This window comes from Methylomarinovum caldicuralii (assembly GCF_033126985.1).
Classification (GTDB): domain Bacteria; phylum Pseudomonadota; class Gammaproteobacteria; order Methylococcales; family Methylothermaceae; genus Methylohalobius; species Methylohalobius caldicuralii.
Genome location: NZ_AP024714.1, coordinates 1 through 23,351 on the forward strand (window position 1 = coordinate 1; position 23,351 = coordinate 23,351).

26 protein-coding genes, 1 other RNA gene and 1 riboswitch are annotated in these 23,351 nt (G+C 64.8%); of the genes, 11 read left to right on the plus strand and 16 right to left on the minus strand.

Going from position 1 to position 23,351, the window contains the following annotated elements; genetic code table 11:
* The first annotated feature begins 100 nt into the window (after positions 1-100).
* Positions 101-1,426, plus strand: a complete 1,326-nt coding sequence (dnaA, locus tag MCIT9_RS00005) for a chromosomal replication initiator protein DnaA (RefSeq protein WP_317705416.1) — start codon at positions 101-103, stop codon at positions 1,424-1,426.
* 7 nt (positions 1,427-1,433) lie between these two features.
* Positions 1,434-2,531: a DNA polymerase III subunit beta gene (dnaN, locus tag MCIT9_RS00010; RefSeq protein WP_317705417.1), complete on the plus strand. Its 1,098-nt coding sequence runs from the start codon at positions 1,434-1,436 to the stop codon at positions 2,529-2,531.
* A gap of 47 nt (positions 2,532-2,578) precedes the next feature.
* Here dnaN and MCIT9_RS00015 read toward each other — a convergent pair whose 3' ends face one another.
* The 3 genes from MCIT9_RS00015 to pgi form a co-directional block, all read right to left on the minus strand.
* Positions 2,579-4,429: a multicopper oxidase family protein gene (locus MCIT9_RS00015; protein WP_317705418.1), complete on the minus strand. Its 1,851-nt coding sequence runs from the start codon at positions 4,427-4,429 to the stop codon at positions 2,579-2,581.
* A 106-nt stretch (positions 4,430-4,535) separates the two neighbouring features.
* The gene (pgl, locus tag MCIT9_RS00020) at positions 4,536-5,255 is read right to left on the minus strand and encodes a 6-phosphogluconolactonase (RefSeq protein WP_317705419.1); all 720 of its coding nucleotides are present in this window, start codon (positions 5,253-5,255) and stop codon (positions 4,536-4,538) included.
* Positions 5,252-6,901 (minus strand): glucose-6-phosphate isomerase, encoded by a 1,650-nt coding sequence (gene pgi, locus MCIT9_RS00025; protein WP_317705420.1) that lies wholly within the window; start codon positions 6,899-6,901, stop codon positions 5,252-5,254. Before pgi ends, pgl begins: the two co-directional genes overlap by 4 nt.
* Positions 6,902-7,155: 254 nt before the next feature.
* On the opposite strand from pgi, the gene MCIT9_RS00030 reads away from it, so the two are divergent.
* The 4 genes from MCIT9_RS00030 to MCIT9_RS00045 all read left to right on the plus strand — a co-directional run bounded on the left by MCIT9_RS00030 (position 7,156) and on the right by MCIT9_RS00045 (position 10,274).
* Positions 7,156-7,296, plus strand: a complete 141-nt coding sequence (locus MCIT9_RS00030; protein ID WP_317705421.1) for a hypothetical protein — start codon at positions 7,156-7,158, stop codon at positions 7,294-7,296.
* The gene (gene rsmI, locus MCIT9_RS00035; RefSeq protein ID WP_317705422.1) at positions 7,293-8,135 is read left to right on the plus strand and encodes a 16S rRNA (cytidine(1402)-2'-O)-methyltransferase; all 843 of its coding nucleotides are present in this window, start codon (positions 7,293-7,295) and stop codon (positions 8,133-8,135) included. The genes MCIT9_RS00030 and rsmI overlap by 4 nt, the downstream gene beginning before the upstream one ends.
* Before the next feature lie 28 nt (positions 8,136-8,163).
* Positions 8,164-8,522: RNase P RNA component class A (gene rnpB / locus MCIT9_RS00040), an RNA gene on the plus strand.
* A gap of 39 nt (positions 8,523-8,561) precedes the next feature.
* Positions 8,562-10,274, plus strand: coding sequence for a hypothetical protein (locus tag MCIT9_RS00045; protein WP_317705423.1), 1,713 nt, complete (start codon positions 8,562-8,564; stop codon positions 10,272-10,274).
* Here MCIT9_RS00045 and MCIT9_RS00050 read toward each other — a convergent pair.
* Positions 10,240-11,145, minus strand: coding sequence for a GIDE domain-containing protein (locus MCIT9_RS00050; RefSeq protein ID WP_317705424.1), 906 nt, complete (start codon positions 11,143-11,145; stop codon positions 10,240-10,242). The two genes, MCIT9_RS00045 and MCIT9_RS00050, sit on opposite strands and share 35 nt — an antisense overlap.
* Positions 11,145-11,717: a LemA family protein gene (locus MCIT9_RS00055; RefSeq protein WP_317705425.1), complete on the minus strand. Its 573-nt coding sequence runs from the start codon at positions 11,715-11,717 to the stop codon at positions 11,145-11,147. Before MCIT9_RS00055 ends, MCIT9_RS00050 begins: the two co-directional genes overlap by 1 nt.
* A 56-nt stretch (positions 11,718-11,773) precedes the next feature.
* Here MCIT9_RS00055 and MCIT9_RS00060 point away from each other — a divergent pair, with 56 nt between their 5' ends.
* Genes MCIT9_RS00060 through MCIT9_RS00070 form a run of 3 tightly spaced genes read left to right on the plus strand, consistent with a single transcriptional unit; the run spans position 11,774 to position 14,700 of the window.
* Positions 11,774-12,304, plus strand: a complete 531-nt coding sequence (locus tag MCIT9_RS00060) for a gamma carbonic anhydrase family protein (RefSeq protein WP_317705426.1) — start codon at positions 11,774-11,776, stop codon at positions 12,302-12,304.
* Complete coding sequence (locus MCIT9_RS00065) at positions 12,304-14,196, plus strand: ATP-binding cassette domain-containing protein (RefSeq protein WP_317705427.1); 1,893 nt, start codon at positions 12,304-12,306, stop codon at positions 14,194-14,196. The genes MCIT9_RS00060 and MCIT9_RS00065 overlap by 1 nt, the downstream gene beginning before the upstream one ends.
* 60 nt (positions 14,197-14,256) lie before the next feature.
* Complete coding sequence (locus MCIT9_RS00070; RefSeq protein ID WP_317705428.1) at positions 14,257-14,700, plus strand: universal stress protein; 444 nt, start codon at positions 14,257-14,259, stop codon at positions 14,698-14,700.
* Between the two features lie 2 nt (positions 14,701-14,702).
* On the opposite strand, the gene MCIT9_RS00075 is transcribed toward MCIT9_RS00070, so the two are convergent.
* From MCIT9_RS00075 to minC, 9 genes are all read right to left on the minus strand, one after another.
* The gene (locus MCIT9_RS00075) at positions 14,703-15,113 is read right to left on the minus strand and encodes a CBS domain-containing protein (protein WP_317705429.1); all 411 of its coding nucleotides are present in this window, start codon (positions 15,111-15,113) and stop codon (positions 14,703-14,705) included.
* A complete protein-coding gene (locus MCIT9_RS00080; protein WP_317705430.1) occupies positions 15,113-15,463 on the minus strand; it encodes a P-II family nitrogen regulator in 351 nt (116 codons plus the stop codon). The genes MCIT9_RS00075 and MCIT9_RS00080 overlap by 1 nt, the downstream gene beginning before the upstream one ends.
* Before the next feature lie 3 nt (positions 15,464-15,466).
* Positions 15,467-16,204: a DUF1538 family protein gene (locus tag MCIT9_RS00085; RefSeq protein WP_317705431.1), complete on the minus strand. Its 738-nt coding sequence runs from the start codon at positions 16,202-16,204 to the stop codon at positions 15,467-15,469.
* Positions 16,192-16,935, minus strand: coding sequence for a DUF1538 family protein (locus MCIT9_RS00090; protein WP_317705432.1), 744 nt, complete (start codon positions 16,933-16,935; stop codon positions 16,192-16,194). The genes MCIT9_RS00085 and MCIT9_RS00090 overlap by 13 nt, the downstream gene beginning before the upstream one ends.
* Before the next feature lie 87 nt (positions 16,936-17,022).
* Entirely contained in the window at positions 17,023-17,631 is a 609-nt protein-coding gene (locus tag MCIT9_RS00095; RefSeq protein ID WP_317705433.1) for a hypothetical protein, read from the minus strand.
* Between the two features lie 36 nt (positions 17,632-17,667).
* A complete protein-coding gene (locus MCIT9_RS00100; RefSeq protein WP_317705434.1) occupies positions 17,668-17,886 on the minus strand; it encodes a winged helix-turn-helix domain-containing protein in 219 nt (72 codons plus the stop codon).
* A 5-nt stretch (positions 17,887-17,891) separates the two neighbouring features.
* Positions 17,892-18,179 (minus strand): cell division topological specificity factor MinE, encoded by a 288-nt coding sequence (minE, locus tag MCIT9_RS00105; RefSeq protein WP_317705435.1) that lies wholly within the window; start codon positions 18,177-18,179, stop codon positions 17,892-17,894.
* Between the two features lie 4 nt (positions 18,180-18,183).
* Positions 18,184-18,996, minus strand: a complete 813-nt coding sequence (minD, locus tag MCIT9_RS00110) for a septum site-determining protein MinD (protein WP_317705436.1) — start codon at positions 18,994-18,996, stop codon at positions 18,184-18,186.
* Between the two features lie 43 nt (positions 18,997-19,039).
* Positions 19,040-19,756, minus strand: coding sequence for a septum site-determining protein MinC (gene minC, locus MCIT9_RS00115; RefSeq protein ID WP_317705437.1), 717 nt, complete (start codon positions 19,754-19,756; stop codon positions 19,040-19,042).
* Between the two features lie 135 nt (positions 19,757-19,891).
* Positions 19,892-19,997, plus strand: a riboswitch (TPP riboswitch).
* 24 nt (positions 19,998-20,021) lie between these two features.
* Here minC and thiC point away from each other — a divergent pair.
* Positions 20,022-21,875: a phosphomethylpyrimidine synthase ThiC gene (thiC, locus tag MCIT9_RS00120; RefSeq protein ID WP_317705438.1), complete on the plus strand. Its 1,854-nt coding sequence runs from the start codon at positions 20,022-20,024 to the stop codon at positions 21,873-21,875.
* A 61-nt stretch (positions 21,876-21,936) separates the two neighbouring features.
* On the opposite strand, the gene MCIT9_RS00125 is transcribed toward thiC, so the two are convergent.
* Positions 21,937-22,497, minus strand: coding sequence for a Uma2 family endonuclease (locus tag MCIT9_RS00125; protein WP_317705439.1), 561 nt, complete (start codon positions 22,495-22,497; stop codon positions 21,937-21,939).
* An 11-nt stretch (positions 22,498-22,508) separates the two neighbouring features.
* Complete coding sequence (locus MCIT9_RS00130) at positions 22,509-22,754, minus strand: hypothetical protein (protein ID WP_317705440.1); 246 nt, start codon at positions 22,752-22,754, stop codon at positions 22,509-22,511.
* Between the two features lie 65 nt (positions 22,755-22,819).
* Here MCIT9_RS00130 and moaB point away from each other — a divergent pair, with 65 nt between their 5' ends.
* Positions 22,820-23,335 (plus strand): molybdenum cofactor biosynthesis protein B, encoded by a 516-nt coding sequence (gene moaB / locus MCIT9_RS00135; RefSeq protein ID WP_317705441.1) that lies wholly within the window; start codon positions 22,820-22,822, stop codon positions 23,333-23,335.
* The last annotated feature ends 16 nt before the right edge of the window (positions 23,336-23,351 follow it).

A 23,351-nucleotide genomic window follows, 5' to 3' on the forward strand; every position in this document is an offset into this window, starting at 1 on the left:
CGGCGATTCCGGTATAGTATTTTGCCCGGCGCTGCGGCAAGCTCGGTTTTTGCCCTCCGGGATCGATATTCTCTCGACCCATCCATCAGGCCCGAACTTTATGAGCGATCTCTGGAATCAGTGTATTCAGAAACTCGAACACGAAATCCCGCCCCAGGATTTCAACACCTGGATCCGCCCCCTGCAGGCGGTGGAGAACGGCGGTGAACTGCATCTGCTCGCCCCCAACCAGTTTGTGCTCGACTGGGTACGTGACCACTTCATCGACCACATCGAGCAAGCCCTGCCCAGAAACGGCAACGGCGCCCCGCGCCTGATCCTGGAAGTCGGCACCCGCCAGGAAGCCGAAGTCCCCCCCGACCGCCCCGACTTCGGCGCCGCCAGGGCCAGGCGCAAGAAACCGGCCACCAGCAATCTGAATCCGGCCTTCACCTTCGACACCTTCGTGGAAGGCAAGTCCAACCAGTTCGCCAAGGCCGCCGCCATGCAGGTGGCCGAAAACGTGGGCCAGGCCTACAACCCCCTGTTCATCTATGGCGGCGTGGGCCTGGGCAAGACCCATTTGATGCACGCCATCGGCAACCTGATCGTGGCCCGCAACGCCAAGGCCAACGTGGTCTATCTGCACTCGGAGCGCTTCGTCTCCGACATGGTCACCGCGCTCCAGCACAACGCCATCAACGCCTTCAAGGAATACTACCGCAGCGTGGACGCCCTGCTGGTGGACGACATCCAGTTCTTCGCCGGCAAGGAACGCTCCCAGGAGGAATTCTTCCACACTTTCAACACCCTGCTGGAGAACAAGCACCAGGTGGTGCTGACCTGCGACCGCTATCCCAAGGAGATCGAGGGGCTGGAGGAGCGGCTCAAGTCCCGCTTCGGCTGGGGCCTGCCGGTGGCCATCGAGCCGCCGGACCTGGAAACCCGGGTGGCGATCCTGATGAAGAAGGCCCAGCAATGGGGGGTCGAGCTGCCGGAGGAGGTCGCCTTCTTCATCGGCAAGCGCATCCGTTCCAACGTCCGTGAGCTGGAAGGCGCCCTGCGCCGGGTCACCGCCCGCGCCCAGTTCACCGGCGAGCCGATCACCCTGGCCTTCGCCAAGGAAGCCCTGCGCGATCTGATCGCGGTCCAGGACAAGCTCATCAACGTGGAGAACATCCAGAAGACGGTGGCGGAATACTACAAGATCCGGGTGTCGGATCTGCTCTCCAACAAGCGCACCCGCTCGATCACCCGCCCGCGGCAGATCGCCATGGCCCTGGCCAAGGAACTGACCAACCACAGCCTGCCGGAGATCGGCGAATACTTCGGCGGCCGCGACCACACCACCGTGCTGCACGCATGCCGCAAGGTGGAGGAACTGAAGGAAGCCGACAGCAAGATCGCCGAGGACTACGCCACCCTGCTCCACCTGCTCACCAACTGAGGAAGCCATGCGTTTTTCCACCGTCCGCGAGCCCCTGCTCGAAGCCCTGCAGAAAGTCGCCGGCGTCATTGAGCGCCGCTCCACCCTGCCGATCCTGGCCAACGTCCTGCTGCGGGTCGAAAACGGCCGCCTGACCCTGGTGGGCACTGATCTTGAGGTCGAACTCGTCACCGCCATCGCCGTGGAAGGCGATGACGGCGAGACCACAGTACAGGCCCGCAAGCTGCTAGACATCTGCCGCCTGCTGCCCACCGGCACCCCGATCCAGTGCCGCCTCAGGGACGGCAGGAATCTGGAGGTGAGAGCCGGCCGCAGCCGCTTTGCGCTCGCCACCCTCGGCAGCGAGAATTTCCCCGAGTTCCGCCTCCAGGGGGAGGAAACCCGCACCGGGATCAACAGCGAAACCCTGCAGCGGCTACTGGCCAAGACGACCTATGCCATGGCGCTGCAGGACGTGCGCTACTACCTCAACGGCCTGCTGCTGGAGCTGGACGGGGAGGCGGTGCGCGCGGTGGCTTCCGACGGCCACCGCCTGGCCTTCAGCGAAGCGCGGCTGGAGGCGCCCGTCGAAGGCGTGCGCCAGCCGATCCTGCCACGCAAAGGGGTGCAGGAACTGGCACGGCTGCTGGAGGGGGAGGACACCATCGGCATCCGCCTGACGGCCAACGCCATCCGCCTGGAACTGCCGGAGGCGACCTTCTCCGCCAAGCTCATCGACGGCCGTTATCCCGATTACCGGCGCGTGTTCCCGAGCGAAGTCAGCCGCGTGCTCACCGCCGACCGTCAGCCCCTGAAGGAGGCCATCTCGCGGGTGTCGATCCTGTCCAATGAACAGTACCGCGGCATCCGCCTCGACGTCGAACCGGGCCGCCTGCGCCTCTCGGCCCACAATCCCGACCAGGAAGAGGCCGAGGAGGCGCTGCAGGTGCAGTACAAGGGCGAGCCCTTCAGCGTCGGCTTCAACGCCGCCTACCTGACCGATGCAGTGACCCACCTGGACGCCGACACCATCCGCCTGTCCTTCGCTGACCCAAACTTCAGCTGTCTGGCGGAAGATCCGGAAGATCCCGGCACCCGCTTCATCATCATGCCGATGCGGCTGTAAAGAAAAGCCCCGCGACGCGGGGCTTTTCATCATGGCGGTGATTTGGCTCAGACCACCTTGAAGTTGCGCATCATCTCGCCATCCTCGTGCTCGAGGTTGTGGCAGTGGTACAGGAACAGCCCCTTGTACTTGTCAAAGGGCTTGATGAGCTGGATGCGCTCTCCGGCCATCGCCAGCACCGTATCCTGATAGCCTTCATCCACCAGGCCCTCCTTGACGGTTTCGTAACCTTCGCTGCTGCCGTGCATGCCGCCGGCTTCCGGCGGGGTGCGGCGGATAATCTGGAAGTAATGGCCGTGGAGATGGATCGGATGGACCATGGCCATCATCATCGCCATGCTCATGCCGCTCCCCATGCCCTGCATGGCCCGGCGGCCGCCGTGTTCGCTTTCACCGCCGTGCTCCCCTTCCATTTCCATACCGCCGTGCTCGTGGAAGATTTCCATCAGGTGGATGGTATTGATCGGGAAGGTTTCGACTGGCAGTGCGCCGGTCATCGAAAACGCCTGACCGTTGAGGGTGAACTGACGGCCGTGATTGCCGATGGCGATGGGACGCGGCTTGTCGGGGTTGACCACGTCATCCAGGCGCAGACGCGGCAGAGGACGCAGCTTGGACGGCAGTTCTTGGTTATCCAGGGTTCTGGGCTTTTCCGTCACCTGGAAACGGGCGATGGTGAAGTGGCTGCCCTGGGGAATGTGACGGGCCATAAGCATCATCGGACCGATGGCACCCATCATACCTTCCGGGCCGCTGATGGTCTGGGTTCCCATCATGCCGCCCATCATACCGCCACCCATGCCGCCGCGCCGTCCCATACCACCCATACGGCCGCCGCGGCCCATGCCGCCTCCCATCATGCCGCCCATGCCCATCATGTCGCCACCGCCGCGGCGGAAGCGTTCGTAAGGCGGCGGCATGATGCCGTGATATTCCCGGCTTGCCAGTTTGACTTCCTTCCCCTTGGATTTGGAGAAGTCACGCCACAGTTCGTAGCGCTCCCCCGGGCCGATCATCAGATAGGGCCGGGTGACGGGACGCTCCAGCAGGCCGCCGTCGGTACCGATGACGGTGACGGGCTCACCATCGCTCCAGGCCAGCTTGTAGATGCGGGAGTTGGAACCGTTGAGCACCCGGAAGCGGTAGGAGCGGGAAGCCACCTTCAAGGCGAAAGCCGGATGACCGTTGACCAGAATCTTCTCCCCGAGGAAGCCCAACATGCCGATGGGACCCCGGCGGTCGTAAAGCAGCTGGTTGGTCTCATCGAAGGTGCGGTCCTGCAGCACCAGGGGCAGATCGTATTCCCCCCGCGGCAGCGGCACTTCCTTTTCCTCATCGTCCTCGACAATGATCAGCCCCGCCAGTCCGGAATAGGCCTGGGCGCCGGTCACCATGTTGGTATGGGGGTGATACCAATAGGTTCCAGCCCGGTTCTCGACGGTGAATTCGTAAACGTAGGTTTCTTCCGGGTCGATGGCGTAGCTGGGATGCCCGTCGGCCTCGAAGGGGACGTGCATGCCGTGCCAGTGGGTGATGAACTTCGCCGGCAGGCGGTTGTGCAGGGTGATGCGGATCCGCTGTCCCTTGCGGAATTTGAGGATCGGGCCCAGGTAGGTATCGGGAATGGGAATCACCGCATCCGGGTCGCCCTTTACCACCCGGCCCCGGAACCGCCATACCCGGGTGGCTGGCCCCGGCAGGATCTGCGCCTCTCCCGGCGCGGCGACCAGTTCTATCTCCACGTCCGGGAAGAACGCCGCCGTCGCCTCCCGCTTTGGACGACCGAAGGCCTGCCGTTTCAAAATGATGGGGAATGCCGGCCCCGCCGCCGCCAGCGCCATCCCCGCACCTGCCGCCTGCAACAACCGCCGCCGTTTCAGATCGATTTTTTCGCTCATGATGGCACCTCTTCAACTCGCCGTTCTAATTAGAATATGCTTATCGACAACTTATCAGTCTTGGCCTGAATGCGCAAGAGACTGTGACCCATTCCTTTGCAGCAGGTCAAGTGCTCAGATGCGCCGAGGCCGCCTCGTCCAAGTACCATGACAGCTGCTCCCGGGGAACGATCCGCTGGGCCGGCAGATTCAGCTCCGGCCGGGTGAAGACCCGGGCGACGATCTCGGCCTTGCCCGGCCCGGTCGCCAGAAAGACGGCCTGGCGGGCCTGGTTGAAGGTCCGGTAGGTCAGGGTCAGACGCTGGGGGGGCGGTTTGGGGGCGGATGCGACCGCGGCCACCCAGACCTCCGGCGGGGGCTCGAAACCGGGAAACAACGAGGCGGTATGGCCGTCCTCCCCCAGCCCCAGCAGCACCCAGTCCAGCTGCGGCGGACCGGCGAAGCATTCGAGCAGATGGGTTTCGTACCGCTGGGCGGCGGCCGGCAATGTCAACCCCTGGGTCGGCATGGGATGAACATTGGCCGCCGGAATCGGCACGTGGTCGAGGAGGGTTTCGCGGGCCATGCGGTAATTGCTGTCGGGATGATCCGGGGGCACGAAGCGCTCGTCGCCGAAAAACACGTGCAGCCTTTCCCAGGCGAGCCGCTCCCGGTAGGGGGCTTGAGCCAGCAGCCGATAGAAACGGGCCGGGGTCACCCCCCCGGCCAGCGCCACGGTGAAACGCGCCGCCTTTTCCAGGGCGCGTGCTACCGTGGTGACGAAATCCTGCGCCAGAGCCTCGCAGGCCGTTTCGGGATCGGGGAAAATCCGGCGTTCCCGGTTCACGGCCGGGTCTGCCAGTGGCGATAGGCCTCGATCAGGGCCCGGGTCGAGGCGTCGTGCTCGCCGATCTGGCCGCCCTCCAGCTCGGGCAGGATCCGCCTGGCGAGCTGCTTGCCCAGTTCCACCCCCATCTGGTCGAAGGAATTGATATTCCAGATCGCCCCCTGCACGAACACCTTGTGTTCGTAGCAGGCGATCAGGCTTCCCAGAATCCTGGGCGTCAGCTTGGGATACAGGAACAGACTCGAGGGACGGTTGCCGGGGAAGGTCTTGGCCGCCGCGAGCAGGTCCAGACGGTCCTCCGGCACCCCTTCGGCTTCCAGCTCGGCCCGGGCCTCCTCGAAGGTGCGCCCTCGCATCAGGGCCTCGGCCTGGGCCAGGCAGTTGGCCACCAGGATGCGGTGATGGTCGCCGAGTTCGTGGTGGCTGTGGGCCGCCACCAGAAAATCGCACGGCACCAGGTGGGTGCTCTGGTGCAGCAGCTGGAAGAAGGAATGCTGACCGTTGGTGCCGGTCTGCCCCCAGACGATCGGCCCGGTGGCGTAATCGACTACCCGCCCCTCCAGATCGACACGCTTGCCGTTGCTTTCCATGTCGAGCTGCTGGAGGTGGTCGGGGAAATGGCGCAGATACTGATCATAGGGCAGCACCGCGTGGGATTCGGCACCGAAGAAATTCGCATACCAGATGCCCAGCAGCCCCATGATGACGGGAAGGTTACGGGAGAACGGCGTGGTCCGGAAATGCTCGTCCATCTCGAAGGCGCCTTGCAGCAGCTCCTCGAAGCGGTCCATGCCCACCGCCAGGGCGATGGACAGGCCCACCGCCGACCACAGTGAATAACGCCCCCCGACCCAGTCCCAGAACTCGAACATGTTGTCGGGGTCGATGCCGAAGGCCTGCACCGCATGGCGGTTGGTAGAAACGGCGACGAAATGGCGGGCGATGGCGGTCTCATCGCCCCCAGCGGCGGTCAGGAGCCAGTCCCGCGCCGAGCGGGCGTTGGTCATGGTTTCCTGGGTGGTGAAGGTCTTGGAGACCACCAGGAACAGGGTGGTCTCCTGATCCAGCCCCTTGAGGGTTTCGATCAGATCCGCCTCGTCCACGTTGGCGACGTAATGCACTCGCAGGTCTTCCTTGTGATAGGGGGTCAGCGCGGTGGTGACCATGCGCGGCCCCAGATCCGAGCCGCCGATGCCGATATTGACCACGTCGGTGATCGGCCTCCCGGTGAAACCGCGCCACTGACCGCCGCGCACCTGCTCGCTGAAACGGCGCATCTGCGTCAGCACCCGCCGCACCGCCGGCATCACATCCTCGCCGTCGACATAGATGGGCCGGTCGCTGCGATTGCGCAGGGCCACGTGCAGCACGGCCCGGTCTTCGGTGATGTTGATCTTCTCGCCGCCGAACATCGCCTCGATGCGAGCCGCCAGGCCGCTCTGCTGGGCCAGTTGCAGCAGCAATCCCTGGGTCTTGTCGGTGATCCGGTGCTTGGAATAGTCGAACAGGATGTCCCCCCAGCGCAGAGAGAAGCGTTGGCAACGCTGCGGGTCGGCGGCGAACCAGTCGCGCAGATGCTGGCCGGCAATTTCCTGCCAGTGCGCCTGCAACGCGTTCCAGGCAGGCAAGGCGGTCGGCGTGGTCACGATCAAACTCCCCCTTTGCAATCGCACATACCGGAACCATGGTAAACCATGCCCGGTCACAGGAGGAAGCTCCAGTCTTCATCAAACGGTCACCTGGCGCGGTTACATTGACAGTCTTGGCAGGCTGCCAGACAATCCTATGTCGAAAAATTGAACAGCGCCTGTGCCCGGCAGCTCCACCCCATTGTTTTTCATCAACTGGCTCAAGGTTTGCTTTTATGTTTCTGAATCCTTTTCTCTACAGGAACGCCACCATGAAACGCATTTCCGGTTATTTCACCATCGCCAGACTGCTGCTGGGTATCTATTGGCTGGTGCTGCGCCAATGGGGTTACCTCGCCTGCCGCCGGCTGGCCCGCCTGGGCAGCCGCAAGCCGGTTTCCGCGATTGAATGAGCGGCACGCTTTATGTGGTCGCCACCCCCATCGGCCATCTCGGCGACATCAGCGAGCGGGCGCTGGCGACGCTGCGCCAGGCCGACCTGATCGCCGCCGAGGACACCCGCCACTGTCAACAGCTGCTGAACCACTACGGGATTTCCACACCGGTCACGGCCCTGCACGATCATAACGAACGCGCCCGGGTCGACGGCATCCTGGACCGCCTCCGGGCCGGCAGCGATGTGGCGCTGGTTTCCGACGCCGGCACGCCGCTCATCAACGATCCAGGCTTTCTGCTGGTCCGGGCCGCCCACGAAGCCGGCATCCGGGTCAGTCCGGTTCCGGGTCCCTGTGCCGCCATCGCCGCCCTCTCCGCCGCCGGACTGGCCACCGACCGCTTCGCCTTCGAGGGCTTCCCGCCCCGGACTTCGAGCGCCCGCCGCCGCTTCTTCGAGGGTCTGCGCGACGAGCCGCGCACGCTGGTGTTCTACGAATCCTGCCACCGCCTCCTGCCCTGCCTGGAGGATCTGGCCGCCACCTTTCCGCCGCAGCGCCGCCTGGTCATCGCCAAGGAACTGACCAAGGTGCACGAACGCTTCATCATCAGCGAGGTCGCCGGGGCGGCGCTGCGCTTCCGGGACCATCCCGACCGGCTGAAGGGGGAATTCGTCCTGGTTCTGGAGGGTGCCCCCCGGGACAAGACCGGCCTGTCGGCGGAGCAGCGCCGCGTGCTGGACCTGCTGCTGGAAGAATGCTCCCTCAAAACCGCCGTCTCCCTGGCGGAGAAAATCACCGGGGCGCGGAAAAAATTGCTCTACCAGGCGGCGCTGGAACGGCAAAAGCCGGGAACCTGACGGCGTTTTCTGGTCTAATAACGTTTGGAGAGTCGGCCGGGCAATCGCTGCCGCCCCCCGGGCGGGAGAGGAAAGTCCGGGCTCCACAGGGCAGGGTGCCAGGTAACGCCTGGGCGCCGCGAGGCGACGGAAAGTGCCACAGAGAACAGACCGCCGATGGCCCGTTTCGGGCACAGGCAAGGGTGAAACGGTGCGGTAAGAGCGCACCGCGCGGCGGGCAACCGACCGCGGCACGGCAAACCCCACCCGGAGCAAGATCAAATAGGGGAGCACCATGCGTGTGGCCCGCACGCCGCTCCCGGGTAGATCGCTGGAGGCGTCTGGTGACAGGCGTCCTAGACGAATGATTGCCCCCGACAGAACCCGGCTTACAGGCCGGCTCTCCCCTCTCTTTGCGCCGCCTGAACTACACTTGCTCCTTGAGTCGTGACAACTTTCATCGAGGAACGCATCGTGCCCATACCGGCGGAGTCTTCCCTGCTCGAACCGCAAGCCCTGCGAAGCTGGCTTCAGGATTTGCCCTGGGTGGATACACCACGGGTGGCCCGCTGCCTGCGGGAACAGCTGTGCCAACTGGCGGAACGGCCCCTCGTCCCCCGCCAACGGGCGCTGCTGCTGCAATGCTATCAACCGCATCTGCTGATGCTCACCGCCACGCTCGAGGAGAGCCTGTTCGACGCATCCCTGCCCCTGCCCCCGACCGAGGCGGAAAAGGCGCAGCTGCTGGTGGATCTGTGCGAACTGATGGCCCGCAATTACGGCCTGCTCGCCGATATCTGGGCCAGCGCCCCCACTTCGGCGGACGCGGTGCTGCCCATCCTGCACCACGCCCTGGACTGGCTGGCCCGCCTCGGTCTTCATCGGGCACAGATCTATGCGCCGCCCGGCGCCGCCTTCTGGAAGACGGTCTATCATCTCTTTCAGCTGATCGAGCGCCACGAACTCCTGCTCCATCCTGCTGCCGAGCCGGTTCGCGAACCGTTGCACGTCCTGTTCCTTTTCGCCGTCTGCAACCCGCCGCGCTTCCGCCCCCGGGAACTGCGCCAGATCGACCGTCTGCTGCGCCGGTTCGGGCGTTCCCTGATCATTCACCCGGACCCCCGCCATCGGGACCGGAGCGCCGGTTTCGCCTTCGACTATCTCGACCCGACCCCGCCGCGCCCCCGCAAGCGTCTGCCGGAGCTCAAGCGTCCCCGGGCAGACCGCCGTTTCCTTTTCACCCAGCCGGTGATACGGCAGCTGTTGGATTACGTCAAAACGGAGGAGCCCAGCGGAGTCGAAACCCTCCCGTTCTGCCAATCCCGCCGGCTTGCTCTGCGACTGGCCCATTCCCTGGGCGCCCCGAAACAACGCCGCTGGCTCCGGCGCCGCCAGTCGCGCAACTGCCGGGCCATCGTCGGGCTGGAAGAGCTCGTGGTCTTTCTCCGCAAACACCAGGACACCGATCTTGAGGCGCTGATGCGGACAGCGGCCACCCTGGAGAATCCGGAACCCGGTTTCTCCCTGGAAACGCCGGCAGGCGCCGGAGAAAAAGACGAGGCGCGCTATTCTGAAGTGGACGCGCTTCATATCCTGGACACCAACAAAGCCCAGATCCGCCCGGAAGACATTTGGGGAAATCCCGTGGCAACATCCCCGGAAACCGTCATGGAATTTTCCGCCCAATTGGCGGACGTCTCGGCCCGCGGCTACCGGCTCCACTGGCACGGCTCAGCCTGTCCCCGCCTACGCCCCGGAGAAATTCTCAGTCTCGTGTGGGAGGACGGGGAACCGGAAATCGCCACCATCCGCTGGCTCCACGCCCAGGGTGAGCGACTGATCAGCCTGGGCGTGGAGCTGCTGAGCTTCAGCGCCCAGCTGGTGGTCGCCAGCCGCTTCGTCCCCGACATCGCCGAGGACGGACCCGAACCCCAATACAGCTGGGCGGTCCTGACACCGGCCCAGCCAGCCATCGGACGCGACACCTGCCTGCTGGTGCCGGCCCGGACCTGGTGCCACGGCCAATGGGTGGACATCTATTACACCCGCCACCGCAAGGCCACCTTCAATCTGCGCCAGCGGCTCGACAGTTCGCCGGCCTACGATCTGTTCACTCTGGAGGGCATCAAACTGGACGCTGCTGCAGACACCAGGCAATGAAGGCGGCGAGCAGGACGAAAGCCAGCAGCCCGCCCCATACCTGCCAGCGGTAACGCCGGCTCAAATGCGCTTGGGGATAGCTTGAAAGCACATAAGGCTGACCGCGCCGCGGGGGCTGCCGCAGGAGGTTCACCGCATCCGGGGTCTCCCGCTGCAGGCGTTGGCGCAGCACTGTCTGTTCCGCCTGCTTGCGCACCAGCTGCCATTCCTTCGGATCGATCTTGCCGTCGCGGTTGATATCGAAACGCTGCAACAGCGCCGCCCGGTCGGCCTTCCAGCGCCGCAGCAAGCGGGCGGTTTCCGCCTTCAGGCTGTCGTCCCCCGCCCCCCGGAGGGTCTGAAACCAGCCCAGGGCGTACAGCGGGTCGTCCGCTTCGAGCCGGCTTTCCCGATAGCGGTAGGTCCCGAAGGGATCGTGGTGGCCCGGCGGCAGCCGTTCGTCGCTGCGCCAGTTGTCCTCGTGGTGCGTTACCACCTGGGCTCCGGCCGGATCGACGATGCAGCGGCCGCTGCCGTCCTCCAGGGCGAACAGCGCCTCGCTCTCGCCCGCTTCGACCACGCGCCAGTGGCCCCGCTGCCTGAACCCCTGACGCCATTCCTCCACCCGGTAGCGGTACCAGACGCAGTACCTGCCGCTGAGCGGGGCGATGACCGGCTCTCCCTCGAGCATCACCGCCCGCCCTTCCAGTTCCACGAATCCTTGGGGTGCGGAACGGACGCGGGCGGTCTGGGTGTCCTCGATCAGGCGCGCCAGGCGCAGTTTCCGGACGCCCAGCCACAACGCGGTCAGCGTCACCACGGCCGCGGCCGCGATCAGAACCTGGAACTGCCAAGGCGGCAGGGTCTGCAGCCAGGCGGCGAAGGCGGCCATCAGCCGAACAGGGAGCCCAGCTCGACGTCGCGGATCTCGTCGGCCTCGAAGCGCAGCAGTTCGAAGGGCTTGAAGTTGAACCAGCGCGCCAGAATCACGTCGGGAAACTGCTCGATGCGGACGTTGTTGGCGTTGACGGCGGCGTTGTAAAATTCCCGCCGGTCGGCGATGGCGTTCTCCAGCTCGGTGATGCGGCTCTCCAGGTGCTGAAAGGCGCGGTCGGCCTTGAGCTCGGGGTAGTTCTCCGCCACCGCGAACAGGTTCATCAGTCCCTGACGCAGCTGGCCCTCGGCCGCCCCCAGCCGCTCCAGATCCCCCTGCTGCTGGGCCTGGAACACGCGGTTGCGCGCCTGCATCACCTTTTCCAGGGTGGCCTGCTCGAACTTCATGTAACGTTTGCAAACCTCGACCAGTTTCGGCAGTTCGTCGTGACGTTGTTTGAGCAGCACCTGAATGTTCGACCAGGCCTGGGAGACGGCGTGTTTGAGATCGACCAGGCGGTTGTATATGACAACCCCGTAAACAAACACGATAATGAGGGCGGCAGCCAGGACGGCGACGAAAACGAGCATGGCAGGCTCCGTGGGTGAAGACAACGTCCTCAAAGTATAGTCAGGAGGAGACCGCCTTGAAGCGCCAGACATTCGAAGACAAGGTTCCCTATTTCGGCCCCAGGGTCTATGTCGCCGACACCGCCCTGGTCATCGGCAACGTTCATCTCGACGAGGACGTCTCCGTCTGGCCTCAGGCAGTGCTGCGCGGCGACATCCACCACATCCACGTGGGCCGGGCCAGCAACATCCAGGACGCCTGCGTCCTCCACGTCACCCACGACAGCCCCTACAGTCCCGGCGGCTTTGCGCTGCGGATCGGCCACCAGGTGACCGTGGGCCACCGGGCGGTGCTGCACGGCTGCACCGTCGGCGACCGCTGCCTGATCGGCATCGGCGCCATCGTCATGGACGGGGCGGTGCTGGAGGACGAGGTCATCCTCGGCGCCGGCGCTCTGGTACCGCCGGGAAAACGGCTGACCTCCGGCCAGGTCTATGTCGGCAGCCCGGCCCGCCCGCAGCGGCCCCTGAACGACCAGGAACGGCAATTCCTGCGCTATTCCGCCGACCATTACGTGGAACTGAAAAACCGCTATCTTGGCATCTGATGCTCAGCTTTCATGACGTTTCCCTGCGCCGCGGCGCCCGGCTGCTGTTCGCGCACGCCGATTTCACCGTACAGCGCGGCGACAAGACGGGCCTGGTGGGGGCCAACGGCGCCGGCAAATCCAGCCTGCTGGGCTTGATCTGCGGCGAGCTGACGCCCGACAGCGGCCACATCCGGATGCCGCCCGGCCTGGTGATCGCTGCCGTGTCCCAGGAGATCGCCGCCCTCGAACGCCCGGCGCTGGAATTCGTCCTCGACGGCGACCGGGAACTGCGCCGGCTGGAAGCCGAGCTGCGCCAAGCGGAAGCAGACGGCGACGGCCTGCGCCAGGCCGAACTCCACGCCCGCCTCGAAGCCATCGGCGGCTATCAGGCCAAAGCCCGGGCCGCCCGCCTGCTCGCCGGCCTCGGTTTTTCCCAGGACGATCTGTCACGGCCGGTGGCGGAATTTTCCGGCGGCTGGCGCATGCGCCTGAACCTGGCCCAGGCCCTGATGTGCCGCTCCGACCTGCTGCTGCTGGACGAACCCACCAACCACCTGGACCTGGATGCGGTGATCTGGCTGCAGGAATGGCTCAACCGCTATCCCGGCACCCTGCTGCTGATCTCCCACGACCGGGACTTTCTCGACGAGACCTGCGACCACATCCTCCACATCGACCACGGTCAGGTGCGCCATTACAGCGGCAACTATTCGGCCTTCGAAAAACTGCGCGCCCAGGCCCTGGCCCAGCAGCAGGCCGCCTGGCGCCGCCAGCAACAGGAACGCCAGCGCCTGCAGCAGTTCGTCAACCGTTTCCGCGCCAAGGCCACCAAGGCCCGCCAGGCCCAGAGCCGGATCAAGATGCTCGAACGCCTGGAGGAGATCGCCCCGGCCCACGTGGACTCCCCCTTCCGATTCCGCCTCCGGCGCCCCGAACATCTGCCCTTCCCCCTGCTGCGGCTGGAGAGGGTGCGCGCCGGTTATCCCGCGCGCACCATTCTGCGTGAGGTGGATTTCCATCTCGACCCCGGCGACCGCATCGGTCTGCTCGGTCCCAACGGCGCCGGAAAATCCACCCTGATCAAGACTCTGGCCGGCCGGCTTCCGCCTCTGGCGGGCGAACTGGAAACCGCCGAGCAGCTGAAGATCGGCTATTTCGCCCAGCATCAGCTGGAGCAGCTCGACCCGGACCGCACCGCCCTGGAACACCTGCAACACCTCGACCGCAGCGCCGAGGAACAGAAGCTGCGCGCCTTTCTGGGCGGCTTCGGCTTCAGCGGCGAGCGCGCCACCACCCCGGTGGCGACCTTCTCCGGCGGCGAGAAGGCCCGGCTCGCCCTGGGGCTGATCGTCTATCAGCGCCCCAACCTGCTGCTGCTGGACGAGCCCACCAATCACCTGGATCTGGAGATGCGCCACGCCCTTACCCTGGCCCTGCAGGACTACGAAGGGGCTTTGGTGCTGGTATCCCACGACCGCCATCTGCTGCGCACCACCACCGACCGCTTCTGGCTGGTGGCCGACGGCCGGGTACGCCCCTACGACGGCGATCTGGAGGACTACCGCCGCTGGCTGCTGCAGCAGCGGAACTTAGGCGACGCCCCCAAACCTCAGCGCGCCGCCCCCTCCCGCAGGGATCTGCGCCGCGAGGAGGCCCGCCGCCGCCAGCAGCTCCAGCCTCTCAAACAGGCCCTGGCAAAGGCCGAAGCCGACTACGAACGCCTCAGCGCCGAACAGGCCGGGCTGGAAGCGCAGCTGGCCGATCCGGGGCTGTACCAGGAAGACGCCCGGGAACAGCTGCAAACCCTGCTCAAACGCAAGGGGGAAATCGACAGGCAACTAGCCGAAGCCGAAGCGGCCTGGCTGGCGGCTGAGGAAAGGCTGGAACAGGCCCGCCGGACCCAGGTCTGACGCTGGAATGGCCGCTCTGTTATGATTTCCCCATCCCGAAACCCTCGAGGAGGAAACCCCATGCAGCCGTATCAGCACATTCTCATCGCCGCCGACTTTTCCGAACACGGGGAACTGGTCGCCGCACGCGCCAGGGATCTGGCCGAGCGCTACCAGGCCAGGCTCAGTCTCCTCCACGTGGTGGACAATCTGCCGGTGACCGACTCCATCTACGGTCCCATCATTCCCTTCGACACCGATATCACCGAACAGCTGATCGCCGCCTCCAAGGAAAAGCTCGACAAGATGGGAGAAACCCTGGGGGTGCCGCCGGAGCGGCGCTGGGTCGAAGTCGGCAGTCCCAAGGTGGAGATCGTCCGCGTCGCCGAGGAGGAGGGCGTTGATCTGATCGTGGTCGGCTCCCACAGCCGCCGGGGGCTGGGGACCCTGCTGGGTTCGACCGCCTCCAGCGTCATCCTTCACGCCAAGTGCGACGTGCTGGCAGTACGGCTGAAGGAGGACTGAATCTACTTCAGCAGCTGATACAGGCCGTCGAGCACCAGGGAATTGGGGCTCACCATGCCGATCGCCATCCGGTTCTCGATCACCGGGGCGCGCACCAGGCGGTAGCGGGCGAACAGGCGCGAACAGTAGCGGATGTCCATGTCCGGGTGGACTGCGATCACCGGCTTCTCCATCACCTCATAGACGTTGACCCGCTCGGGGGAGCGGTCCCGGGCGAGCACGTGACGGGCGATGTCGGCGGAGGTGATGAGGCCGTACTCGTCGTCCTCGTGGCGCTTGTTCACCAGCAGCACCGAGGTCTTGAGCCGTTTCATGGTCCGCAGGGCCTCGTCCACGGTGGCGATGCCGTCGATCGTGCCGAAGTCGGTGCGCATGATGTCGCGCACCCGGATGATGGTTCGAATCCCGTTCATCAGATCTCTCCTTCGATCAGAGGCACCAGCTTCTCCACCTGGTGGCGCACCCCCACGGCGTCCTCCACGTCGATCTGAAAAGCGATGCCGGTTCCCGGCGTGTCGTCGAATGCCGCCGCCCGCGCGACCGCCTCCAGGATGGTGCGGCTCAGGTGTTCCTCCACCAGCATCAGCACCACGTCACGCTGGGTTTCCAGGCTCAGTCCCAGGAAGGTGCGCGGACGCACCGTGCCCTCGCCGCGGGCGTTGGTGATGACGGTGGCCCCGGTGGCGCCGTATTCGCGCGCGGTTTCGAGCACCAGCTCGGTCTTGTCATCCTCCACGAAAACCACGATCAGTTTGAAACGCATGGGTCAATGTCCTCGTCGTGCCGACCATTCGGCCAGTTGAGCATACCCCAGCACGGTCATGATCGGAAACAGGCTGGCGAAGGCGATCAGTCCGAAACCGTCCACCAGCACGTCCCGCCCCGGCACCGCCCGGGCCAGCCCCAATCCCAGGGCCGTGACCAGAGGCACGGTCACCGTCGAGGTGGTCACCCCCCCGGAATCGTAGGCCAGACCGACGATCGACCGGGGCGCGAAAGCGGTCTGCACCACCACCACCGCATAACCGCCGACGATGAAGGCGAACAGGCTGGCGCCGCTGACGATGCGGTAGGCCCCCAGCACCAGCCCGATGGCCACCCCCAGCGACACCGCCAGGCGCAGCCCCCAGGCATGGATGGCGCCGCCGGAGATTTCCTGGGCCTTGAGGGCCACGGCGATGAGGGCCGGTTCCGCCAGGGTGGTGGTGAAACCCAGACAGAAGGCAAACGCATACACCCAGCCATAGGCCAGCGTCCCCTGCGCCGGATCAATGAAGCCGGGGCCGGTGAGCTGGCGGGCCATCAGCTCCCCCAGCGGAAACAGGGCCGACTCCAGCCCGCGCAGAAACAAGGCCATGCCGACCACCACCAGCGCCAGACCGCCCAGCAGCCGGCGCCACTGGGGCAACGGGCGGCGAATGACTCCGAGCTGGAACACGCCGATGGTGACTGCAATCGGCATGAGGTCGGTCATCGCTCCCAGCAAATCCTTCAACCAAGCCATTGCATTGCGATCCCGTAAAGCATGACGAAGATCATCGGCGTCAGGGAGGCGAAGGCGATCAGGCCGAAACCATCCACCAGGGGATTGCGACCCCGGATCGAATGGGCCAGCCCCACCCCCAGCGCGGTCACCAGCGGCACGGTGATGGTGGAAGTGGTCACCCCGCCGGAATCGTAGGCGATGCCGATGATTTCCGCCGGGGCCAGGCCAGTCACCGCCATCACCGCCACATATCCCAGGATCATCAGCCTCGCCAGCGACCAGCCGTACACGATGCGCAGCACCCCGACCACCAGCGCCACACCCACCGCCAGCGCTACCGCCAGCCGCAGGCCGAGGGCGTAACCGGCCTGCGCCGCCGGGGAAGCGGCGATCAGCCCGCCGGCGGCGGCGATTTCCGCCGCCTGTCCGGCCACGGCGATCAGCGCCGGTTCCGCGACTGTGGTGGCGAAACCGAGACAGAAGGCGAAGACGCAGAGCCAGAACAGACTGCCTTTGCGGGCGAAGGCATAGGCCAGCGATTCCCCCAGGGGAAACAGAGCCTGTTCCAGGCCGAGCACGAAACAGGTCAGCCCCGCCACGGTCAGGCCGATGCCGGCGAGCAAACCAGCCAGATCCGGCAGAGGCTGACGCACCACCCCCATCTGGAACAGGATGATGACGAGCAGTACCGGCGCCAGATCAAGGGCGCTGGCAAGCAACTGACGCAAGAAGGCACGGCCGATGGCCAATCCTCCCTCCAATAGACGATCGCCATCGATGGTAACAAAAACGCCCCGCAAAAGCGGGGCGCCGGGTGTAAATTCAATGCTGGAAAATCAGCGGCCGGGGTGCACTTCCCGTTCCTCCTCGCGCAGGATGTGCTCCAGCTTGTTCTCGATGGCTTCGAGGCGCTGATGGGATTCCTTCTCCCGTTCCTTGAGGATGTGGTCGATTTCCTTGCCCATATGCTCGAGTTTGTCGGCGATGGCCGCCAGCTGCTTGTGGGACTCCTTTTCCCGCTCGGCGAGGATGTGGTCGATCTCCTTGCCCATGTGCTCGAGTTTCTTCTCGATCTCCTTGAGCTGCTGGTGGGATTCCTTCTCCCGCTCCTTAAGGATGTGATCGATTTCCTCCTGGGTGTGGTCCATTTCCTCACCCAGATGATCGATTTTCTTCTCGATCGCATCCAGGCGGGCCAGCACGTTCTGATGGAACTGCCGCCTCATCCCCATCATGTTGCCGCCGCCCATCATACCGCCACCCTGCATGCCCATGCCGCCACCCTGCTGCATGTTCATACCGCCCTGCATGGGAGCTTGTTGCCCCTGGGGCTGGGGGCGGATCTTCAGGCGCACGCCGCCGGCGTCCACGCCGTCTTCCGCAGCCCAGGCGGCCGCTCCCATCATCGATGCGGCAATGACCAGATTTAGCAATGTCTTGCGCATAACACTCCTCCTCCTCATAGTATTGTTGTAACGGACTCAGGCCAGGCGGAAAATCTCCGTCCGGCCGTCGGTCTCTATGATAAGCTTCCCTTCCCGCGCCAGCCAGCCGATCGCCCGCTGCACTTCCTTGGTGCTCAGGCCGGTGGCCGACGCCAGTTTGGACGGGCTGGCCTCACCATACTGGTTCAGGTAACGCCAGATCTCGCCGGCCGCCAGGCCGATTTCCTCCCCCCGGGACTGTTTCAGCTTCGCCATGTTGCTCACCTCAACGGCTGTGAATGAACCTTGCCACCGGCCCCGTCCTCCGGCAGGACGATGTTGACCTCGAGAATTTCGTGTTCGGCGTCCTGCTCCATCTGAATGGAGATGGCATCCTCGTCCACGGCGACGTATTTGCGGATGACCGCCAGGATCTCCTGCTGCATCTGTGGCAGGTAACTGGGGGCATCGCGCAGCTTGCGCTCGTGGGCGACCAGAATCTGCAGACGCTCCTTGGCCACCTGAGCGCTCTTGGGGCGCGACGAGCGGAAATAACTCAATAAGCCCATGATCTCACCCTCCTCTAAACAGGCGGCCCAGCAGCCCCTTCTTCTCCGGACGGATGAAGCGGTGCGGCACCTCTTCCCCCAGATAGCGGGCGACCGCGTCGCGGTAGGCCTGACCGGCGTCGCTGTCCTCGTGGAGGATCACCGGCACCCCTTCGTTGGAGGCGTTGAGCACCGCCTGGGAGTCGGGGACGACGCCCAACAGCGGCAGCGCCAGGATCTCCAGAACGTCGTCGACGCTGAGCATTTCACCCTTCTCGACCCGACGGGGATCGTAACGGGTCAGCAGCAAATGCTCCTTGATCGGTTCCTCGCCCAGTTCGGCGCGGCGCGACTTGCTCGCCAGGATGCCGACCATGCGGTCGGCGTCGCGGACCGAGGAAACCTCGGGATTGCTCACTACGATGGCGTCGTCGGCGTAATACATCGCCAAGTAGGCGCCCTTCTCGATCCCGGCGGGGGAATCGCAGACCACATAGTCGAATTCTTCCGCCAGCTCCTCCAGTACCTGGCCGACGCCCTCCTTGGTCAGCGCATCTTTATCCCGGGTCTGGGAGGCCGGCAGGATGTAAAGGTTGTCGCAGCGCTTGTCGCGGATCAGCGCCTGGCGCAGGCTGGCATCGCCGTTGATGACGTTGACGAAGTCATAGACGACCCGGCGCTCACAACCCATGATCAGGTCTATGTTGCGCAGGCCGACGTCGAAGTCGATCACCGCCGTGCGGTGCCCACGCAGGGCCAGCCCCATCCCTAGGGATGCGGACGTGGTGGTCTTGCCGACCCCGCCCTTGCCCGAGGTGACCACGATGATTCTTGCCACGTTCTGTATCCTCCTGAAGCGATCTGCCCGTCTGGTTCAACATTCAAAAAGGTTCGACAATGAGGGAGTCCCCACGCAGCCGAATGCGTACCGATTTGCCGCGCACCGCGTCCAACTGCTCACTGACCTGGTAATGGCCGGCGATGGACACCAGTTCCGCCTGCAGATCGCGGCAGAAAATGGCGCACTCGGTATCCCCCCGCACCCCGGCCAGGGCCCGGCCCCGCAGCGTCCCATAGACATGAATATGACCGTCGGCCATGATTTCCGCTCCATACCCTACTGAAGCGGTCACAATCAGATCGGTGCCCCGGGCGTAGATACGCTGGCCGGAACGGACCGGCTGCTCCACCCACATGGCCCGGCGCGGGGAGGGCGGTTCGGCAGTTGCCGGTTTAGCCCTGGGGGCCGGTTCGGCGCTGCTTTCCGGAACCGGGCCGGAAGGCAGCACCGCCAGCTGACAGGTGACCGCCTGCGCCTGCAGCGATGTTTCCCCGCCGCGCAGCGCCACGGGAATCAGCTCCAGCGCCCGCAGCCGGGTGACGAACTGGGACAGATCAAGGGACTCGCCTGCCGGCAGCCGGCTGGCGTCGACGACCACCGGGGCCCTGCGGAAAAACTCCGGTGCTTTGGCCAGATGCTGTTGCAACTGGGCCATCACAGCCGCCATGTCGCAACTGTGCAGGAACAGCACGGGGAGCGTGACCGCCGTCCCCTTGATTTCCACGGCGGGCCGATGGGGTTGGGTGTCTGTGGTCATAAGTGCGCGGAAGCGGCGACGCTGGAATAGCGATGGATTGTAGCATCATCCCCACGAAGGTGAAACGCCGCTTTTCCCTACCATTTCAGTAGGAATAGAAGGCTTGCATTGCTTCCAGCGATGGGATAGTTTTGCGCCATGGGCTAGGGGTGCACCGCTCGGGCCCGGGAGCGGTGCTGAGAGAGACCCTTCGAACCTGATTCCGGTTAATGCCGGCGTAGGGAAGCCCGGGTCTGTCCCTGCGCCTCCCGCTGTGGAGAGACCCATGAACGCGATCCCCGAACAGTTCCTGCAAAGCGTCCAGGCCAAAAAGGCCGCCATCAAGCCCTTCCCCGCCTCGACCAAGATTTACCTTCAGGGCAGCCGCCCAGACATCCGGGTGCCGCTGCGCCGCATCGACCAATCCCCGACCCAGACCAGCCAGGGGCCGGTGGCAAATCCGCCGGTGTACGTCTACGACACCTCCGGCCCCTACACCGACCCCGAGGTCGAGGTCAATCTGACCAAAGGGCTGCCGCCGCTTCGGGCCCGCTGGATCGAGGAGCGCGGCGACACCGAAGTGCTGCCGGATCTCACCTCGGAATACGGCCGCAAGCGCCTCGACGATCCGACCACCGCCCACCTGCGCTTTCCCAATCCGCGCCGCCCGCGTCGCGCCAGGGCCGGTGCCAACGTCACCCAACTGCACTACGCCCGGCGCGGCATCATCACGCCGGAGATGGAATTCATCGCCCTGCGCGAGAACCAGAATCTCCAGGCCATGAAAGAAGCCTACGGCCAGCGCATCCACCCGGGTCAGCCCTTCGGCGCCCACCTGCCGGAGGAGATCACCCCCGAGTTCGTGCGTCAGGAGGTGACCGCAGGGCGCGCCATCATCCCGGCCAACGTCAACCATCCCGAATCGGAGCCGATGATCATCGGCCGCAACTTCCTGGTCAAGGTCAACGCCAACTTAGGCAACTCGCCGGTGGTGTCCGACATCGAGGAGGAGGTGGAGAAGATGCTGTGGGCGATCCGCTGGGGCGCCGACACGGTCATGGATCTGTCCACCGGCAAGCACATCCACGAAACCCGCGAGTGGATTCTCCGCAACTCGCCGGTCCCCGTCGGCACCGTGCCCATCTACCAGGCCCTGGAGAAGGTGGACGGCAAGGCCGAGGAGCTGACCTGGGAAATCTTCCGCGACATCCTGATCGAGCAGGCAGAACAGGGGGTGGACTACTTCACCATCCACGCCGGCGTGCGCCTGGCCTACATCCCCCTGACCGCCAACCGGGTCACCGGCATCGTCTCCCGCGGCGGCTCGATCATGGCCAAGTGGTGCCTGGCCCATCACAAAGAAAGCTTCCTCTATACCCACTTCGAGGAAATCTGCGAGATCATGAAGGCCTACGACGTGGCCTTCTCCCTCGGCGACGGCCTGCGCCCCGGCTCCATCGCCGACGCCAACGACGAGGCCCAGTTCGCCGAACTCAAAACCCTGGGCGAGCTGACCCGGATCGCCTGGAAGCACGACGTCCAGGTGATGATCGAGGGTCCCGGCCACGTGCCCCTGCACCTGGTGAAGGAGAACGTGGACAAGGAACTGGCCGAATGTTACGAGGCCCCCTTCTACACCCTGGGGCCGCTGGTCACCGACATCGCCCCCGGCTACGACCACATCACCTCCGCCATCGGCGCCGCCAACATCGGCTGGTACGGCACCGCCATGCTCTGCTACGTCACCCCCAAGGAGCACCTGGGGCTACCGGACAAGGAGGACGTGCGCGAAGGGATCGTCACCTACAAGATCGCCGCCCACGCCGCCGACCTGGCCAAGGGGCATCCGGCGGCCCAGTACCGCGACAACGCCCTGTCCAAGGCCCGCTTCGAATTCCGCTGGCTGGACCAGTTCAACCTCAGCCTCGACCCGGAAAAGGCCCAGGAATTCCACGACGAAACCCTGCCCCAGCAGTCGGCCAAGGTGGCCCACTTCTGCTCCATGTGCGGGCCGCATTTCTGCTCCATGAAGATCAGCCAGGAAGTGCGCGACTACGCCGAGCAGGAGATCGAAATCGGGATGCAGGAAAAATCCAAGGAATTTCTGCAGCAGGGAGCGGAGATTTACCGCAAGGTGTAAAAACCACTGTGGAAACGCGTGGGGAGGGAGCGCCTGTCTCTACGCTCCCTCACCCGACTTTTTACAGTACATCTAGATAGATTTCCGCCAGCGGCACTTTCGCCGCCACAGAATTGAGCGCCACGGTCTCGTCCCCGGCTTCATAGACGTCCAGTTCCGCCCACCCCTCACCGCCGCGGCGATAGACCTCCACCCGGATTTCCTCGGGAGAAACCAGCACGTATTCCCGCAGGCTGGAAAGTTTCTGATAATTGAGACGCTTCTCGCGCCGGTCGATGTTTGCGGTCGAGGGGGACAGCACCTCCACGATCAGCACCGGTTCGCTGAGGAACATCCCCTGGGGCGGCAGCGGCTCGCAGCTGACCGCCACATCGGGATAATAGAAAGCATCGGCGGCCTCGACGCAGACCTTCATGTCGCTCATGTAGGCGGTGCAGGGCGTGCCGCGCAAGTGGTGGCGCAGGAAGGCGGCAATGTTGAGGGTCACCACATTGTGGGCGCGGGTCGCCCCCACCATGGCGAATACCTGGCCGGCGACGTACTCGTGACGGATGGCGCTTGCCTGCTCCCCGCTCAGGTAGTCCGCCACGGAAACCGTTTCGATCAGGGCGTGCTGCGTCATCGCCGGCCTCCTCAGGCGAAAAACTGCTTGAGCATCTTCTCCACCATCCCCCAGGTGACGAACGGCGGCTTCCTGGAGACACTGACCACCAGCATGTCCCCTTCGAAACGGTAGCTTCCTTCCAACCCCTTGCCGGCGAAGTGCCCTTCCACCTGGTCGGCGACGAAATGGACTGCATTTTCCCGGGCCATGCGGGCGGCCTTGTTGAGAAGGATTTCCGGGTGCTCTTTGAGTGGAATCTGGAAGATGCGTGCCATGAGCTTGTGCATGTGGTTGAATTTAACGCTAGCATAACCATTCCCGACCGGAGTGCAACCACGACATGAACGACCGCCGATTCATCCCCCTTGCCATCGCCGTTCTCACCGTCTCCGACACCCGCACCGAGGAAACCGACACCTCCGGCCGGCTGCTGGCGGAACGGCTGCAACGCGCCGGCCACCGGCTGGCGGAGAAACGCATCGTCCCCGACGACATCTACCGCATCCGCGCGGTGGTTTCGGGCTGGATCGCCGACCCTGAAATCAACGCCGTCCTCACCACCGGCGGCACCGGCGTCACCGGCCGCGACGGCACCCCTGAAGCGGTCACCCCCTTGCTGGACAAGGTGCTCGACGGCTTCGGCGAGGTGTTCCGCATGATCTCCTATCGGCAGATCGGCACCTCCACCATCCAGTCCCGCGCCCTAGCCGGGGTGGCCAACGGCACCTACGTCTTCTGCCTGCCTGGCTCCAAGAACGCCTGCGCCACCGCCTGGGACGAACTGATCCAGGCACAACTGGACTACCGCACCCGGCCCTGCAATCTGGTAGAGTTGATGGGCCGCCTGCACGAATAACACGAATACGGAGGGC

Bases quoted from the DNA above. Each gene is read 5' to 3' on its own strand.
- dnaA (WP_317705416.1), top strand. From the start codon at position 101: ATGAGCGATCTCTGGAATCAGTGTATTCAGAAACTCGAACACGAAATC.
- dnaN (WP_317705417.1), top strand. From the start codon at position 1,434: ATGCGTTTTTCCACCGTCCGCGAGCCCCTGCTCGAAGCCCTGCAGAAA.
- MCIT9_RS00015 (WP_317705418.1), bottom strand. From the start codon at position 4,429: ATGAGCGAAAAAATCGATCTGAAACGGCGGCGGTTGTTGCAGGCGGCA.
- MCIT9_RS00030 (WP_317705421.1), top strand. From the start codon at position 7,156: ATGAAACGCATTTCCGGTTATTTCACCATCGCCAGACTGCTGCTGGGT.
- rsmI (WP_317705422.1), top strand. From the start codon at position 7,293: ATGAGCGGCACGCTTTATGTGGTCGCCACCCCCATCGGCCATCTCGGC.
- MCIT9_RS00050 (WP_317705424.1), bottom strand. From the start codon at position 11,145: ATGGCCGCCTTCGCCGCCTGGCTGCAGACCCTGCCGCCTTGGCAGTTC.
- MCIT9_RS00055 (WP_317705425.1), bottom strand. From the start codon at position 11,717: ATGCTCGTTTTCGTCGCCGTCCTGGCTGCCGCCCTCATTATCGTGTTT.
- MCIT9_RS00065 (WP_317705427.1), top strand. From the start codon at position 12,304: ATGCTCAGCTTTCATGACGTTTCCCTGCGCCGCGGCGCCCGGCTGCTG.
- MCIT9_RS00070 (WP_317705428.1), top strand. From the start codon at position 14,257: ATGCAGCCGTATCAGCACATTCTCATCGCCGCCGACTTTTCCGAACAC.
- MCIT9_RS00075 (WP_317705429.1), bottom strand. From the start codon at position 15,113: ATGAACGGGATTCGAACCATCATCCGGGTGCGCGACATCATGCGCACC.
- MCIT9_RS00080 (WP_317705430.1), bottom strand. From the start codon at position 15,463: ATGCGTTTCAAACTGATCGTGGTTTTCGTGGAGGATGACAAGACCGAG.
- MCIT9_RS00085 (WP_317705431.1), bottom strand. From the start codon at position 16,204: ATGGCTTGGTTGAAGGATTTGCTGGGAGCGATGACCGACCTCATGCCG.
- MCIT9_RS00095 (WP_317705433.1), bottom strand. From the start codon at position 17,631: ATGCGCAAGACATTGCTAAATCTGGTCATTGCCGCATCGATGATGGGA.
- MCIT9_RS00100 (WP_317705434.1), bottom strand. From the start codon at position 17,886: ATGGCGAAGCTGAAACAGTCCCGGGGGGAGGAAATCGGCCTGGCGGCC.
- minE (WP_317705435.1), bottom strand. From the start codon at position 18,179: ATGGGCTTATTGAGTTATTTCCGCTCGTCGCGCCCCAAGAGCGCTCAG.
- minC (WP_317705437.1), bottom strand. From the start codon at position 19,756: ATGACCACAGACACCCAACCCCATCGGCCCGCCGTGGAAATCAAGGGG.
- thiC (WP_317705438.1), top strand. From the start codon at position 20,022: ATGAACGCGATCCCCGAACAGTTCCTGCAAAGCGTCCAGGCCAAAAAG.
- MCIT9_RS00125 (WP_317705439.1), bottom strand. From the start codon at position 22,497: ATGACGCAGCACGCCCTGATCGAAACGGTTTCCGTGGCGGACTACCTG.
- MCIT9_RS00130 (WP_317705440.1), bottom strand. From the start codon at position 22,754: ATGGCACGCATCTTCCAGATTCCACTCAAAGAGCACCCGGAAATCCTT.
- moaB (WP_317705441.1), top strand. From the start codon at position 22,820: ATGAACGACCGCCGATTCATCCCCCTTGCCATCGCCGTTCTCACCGTC.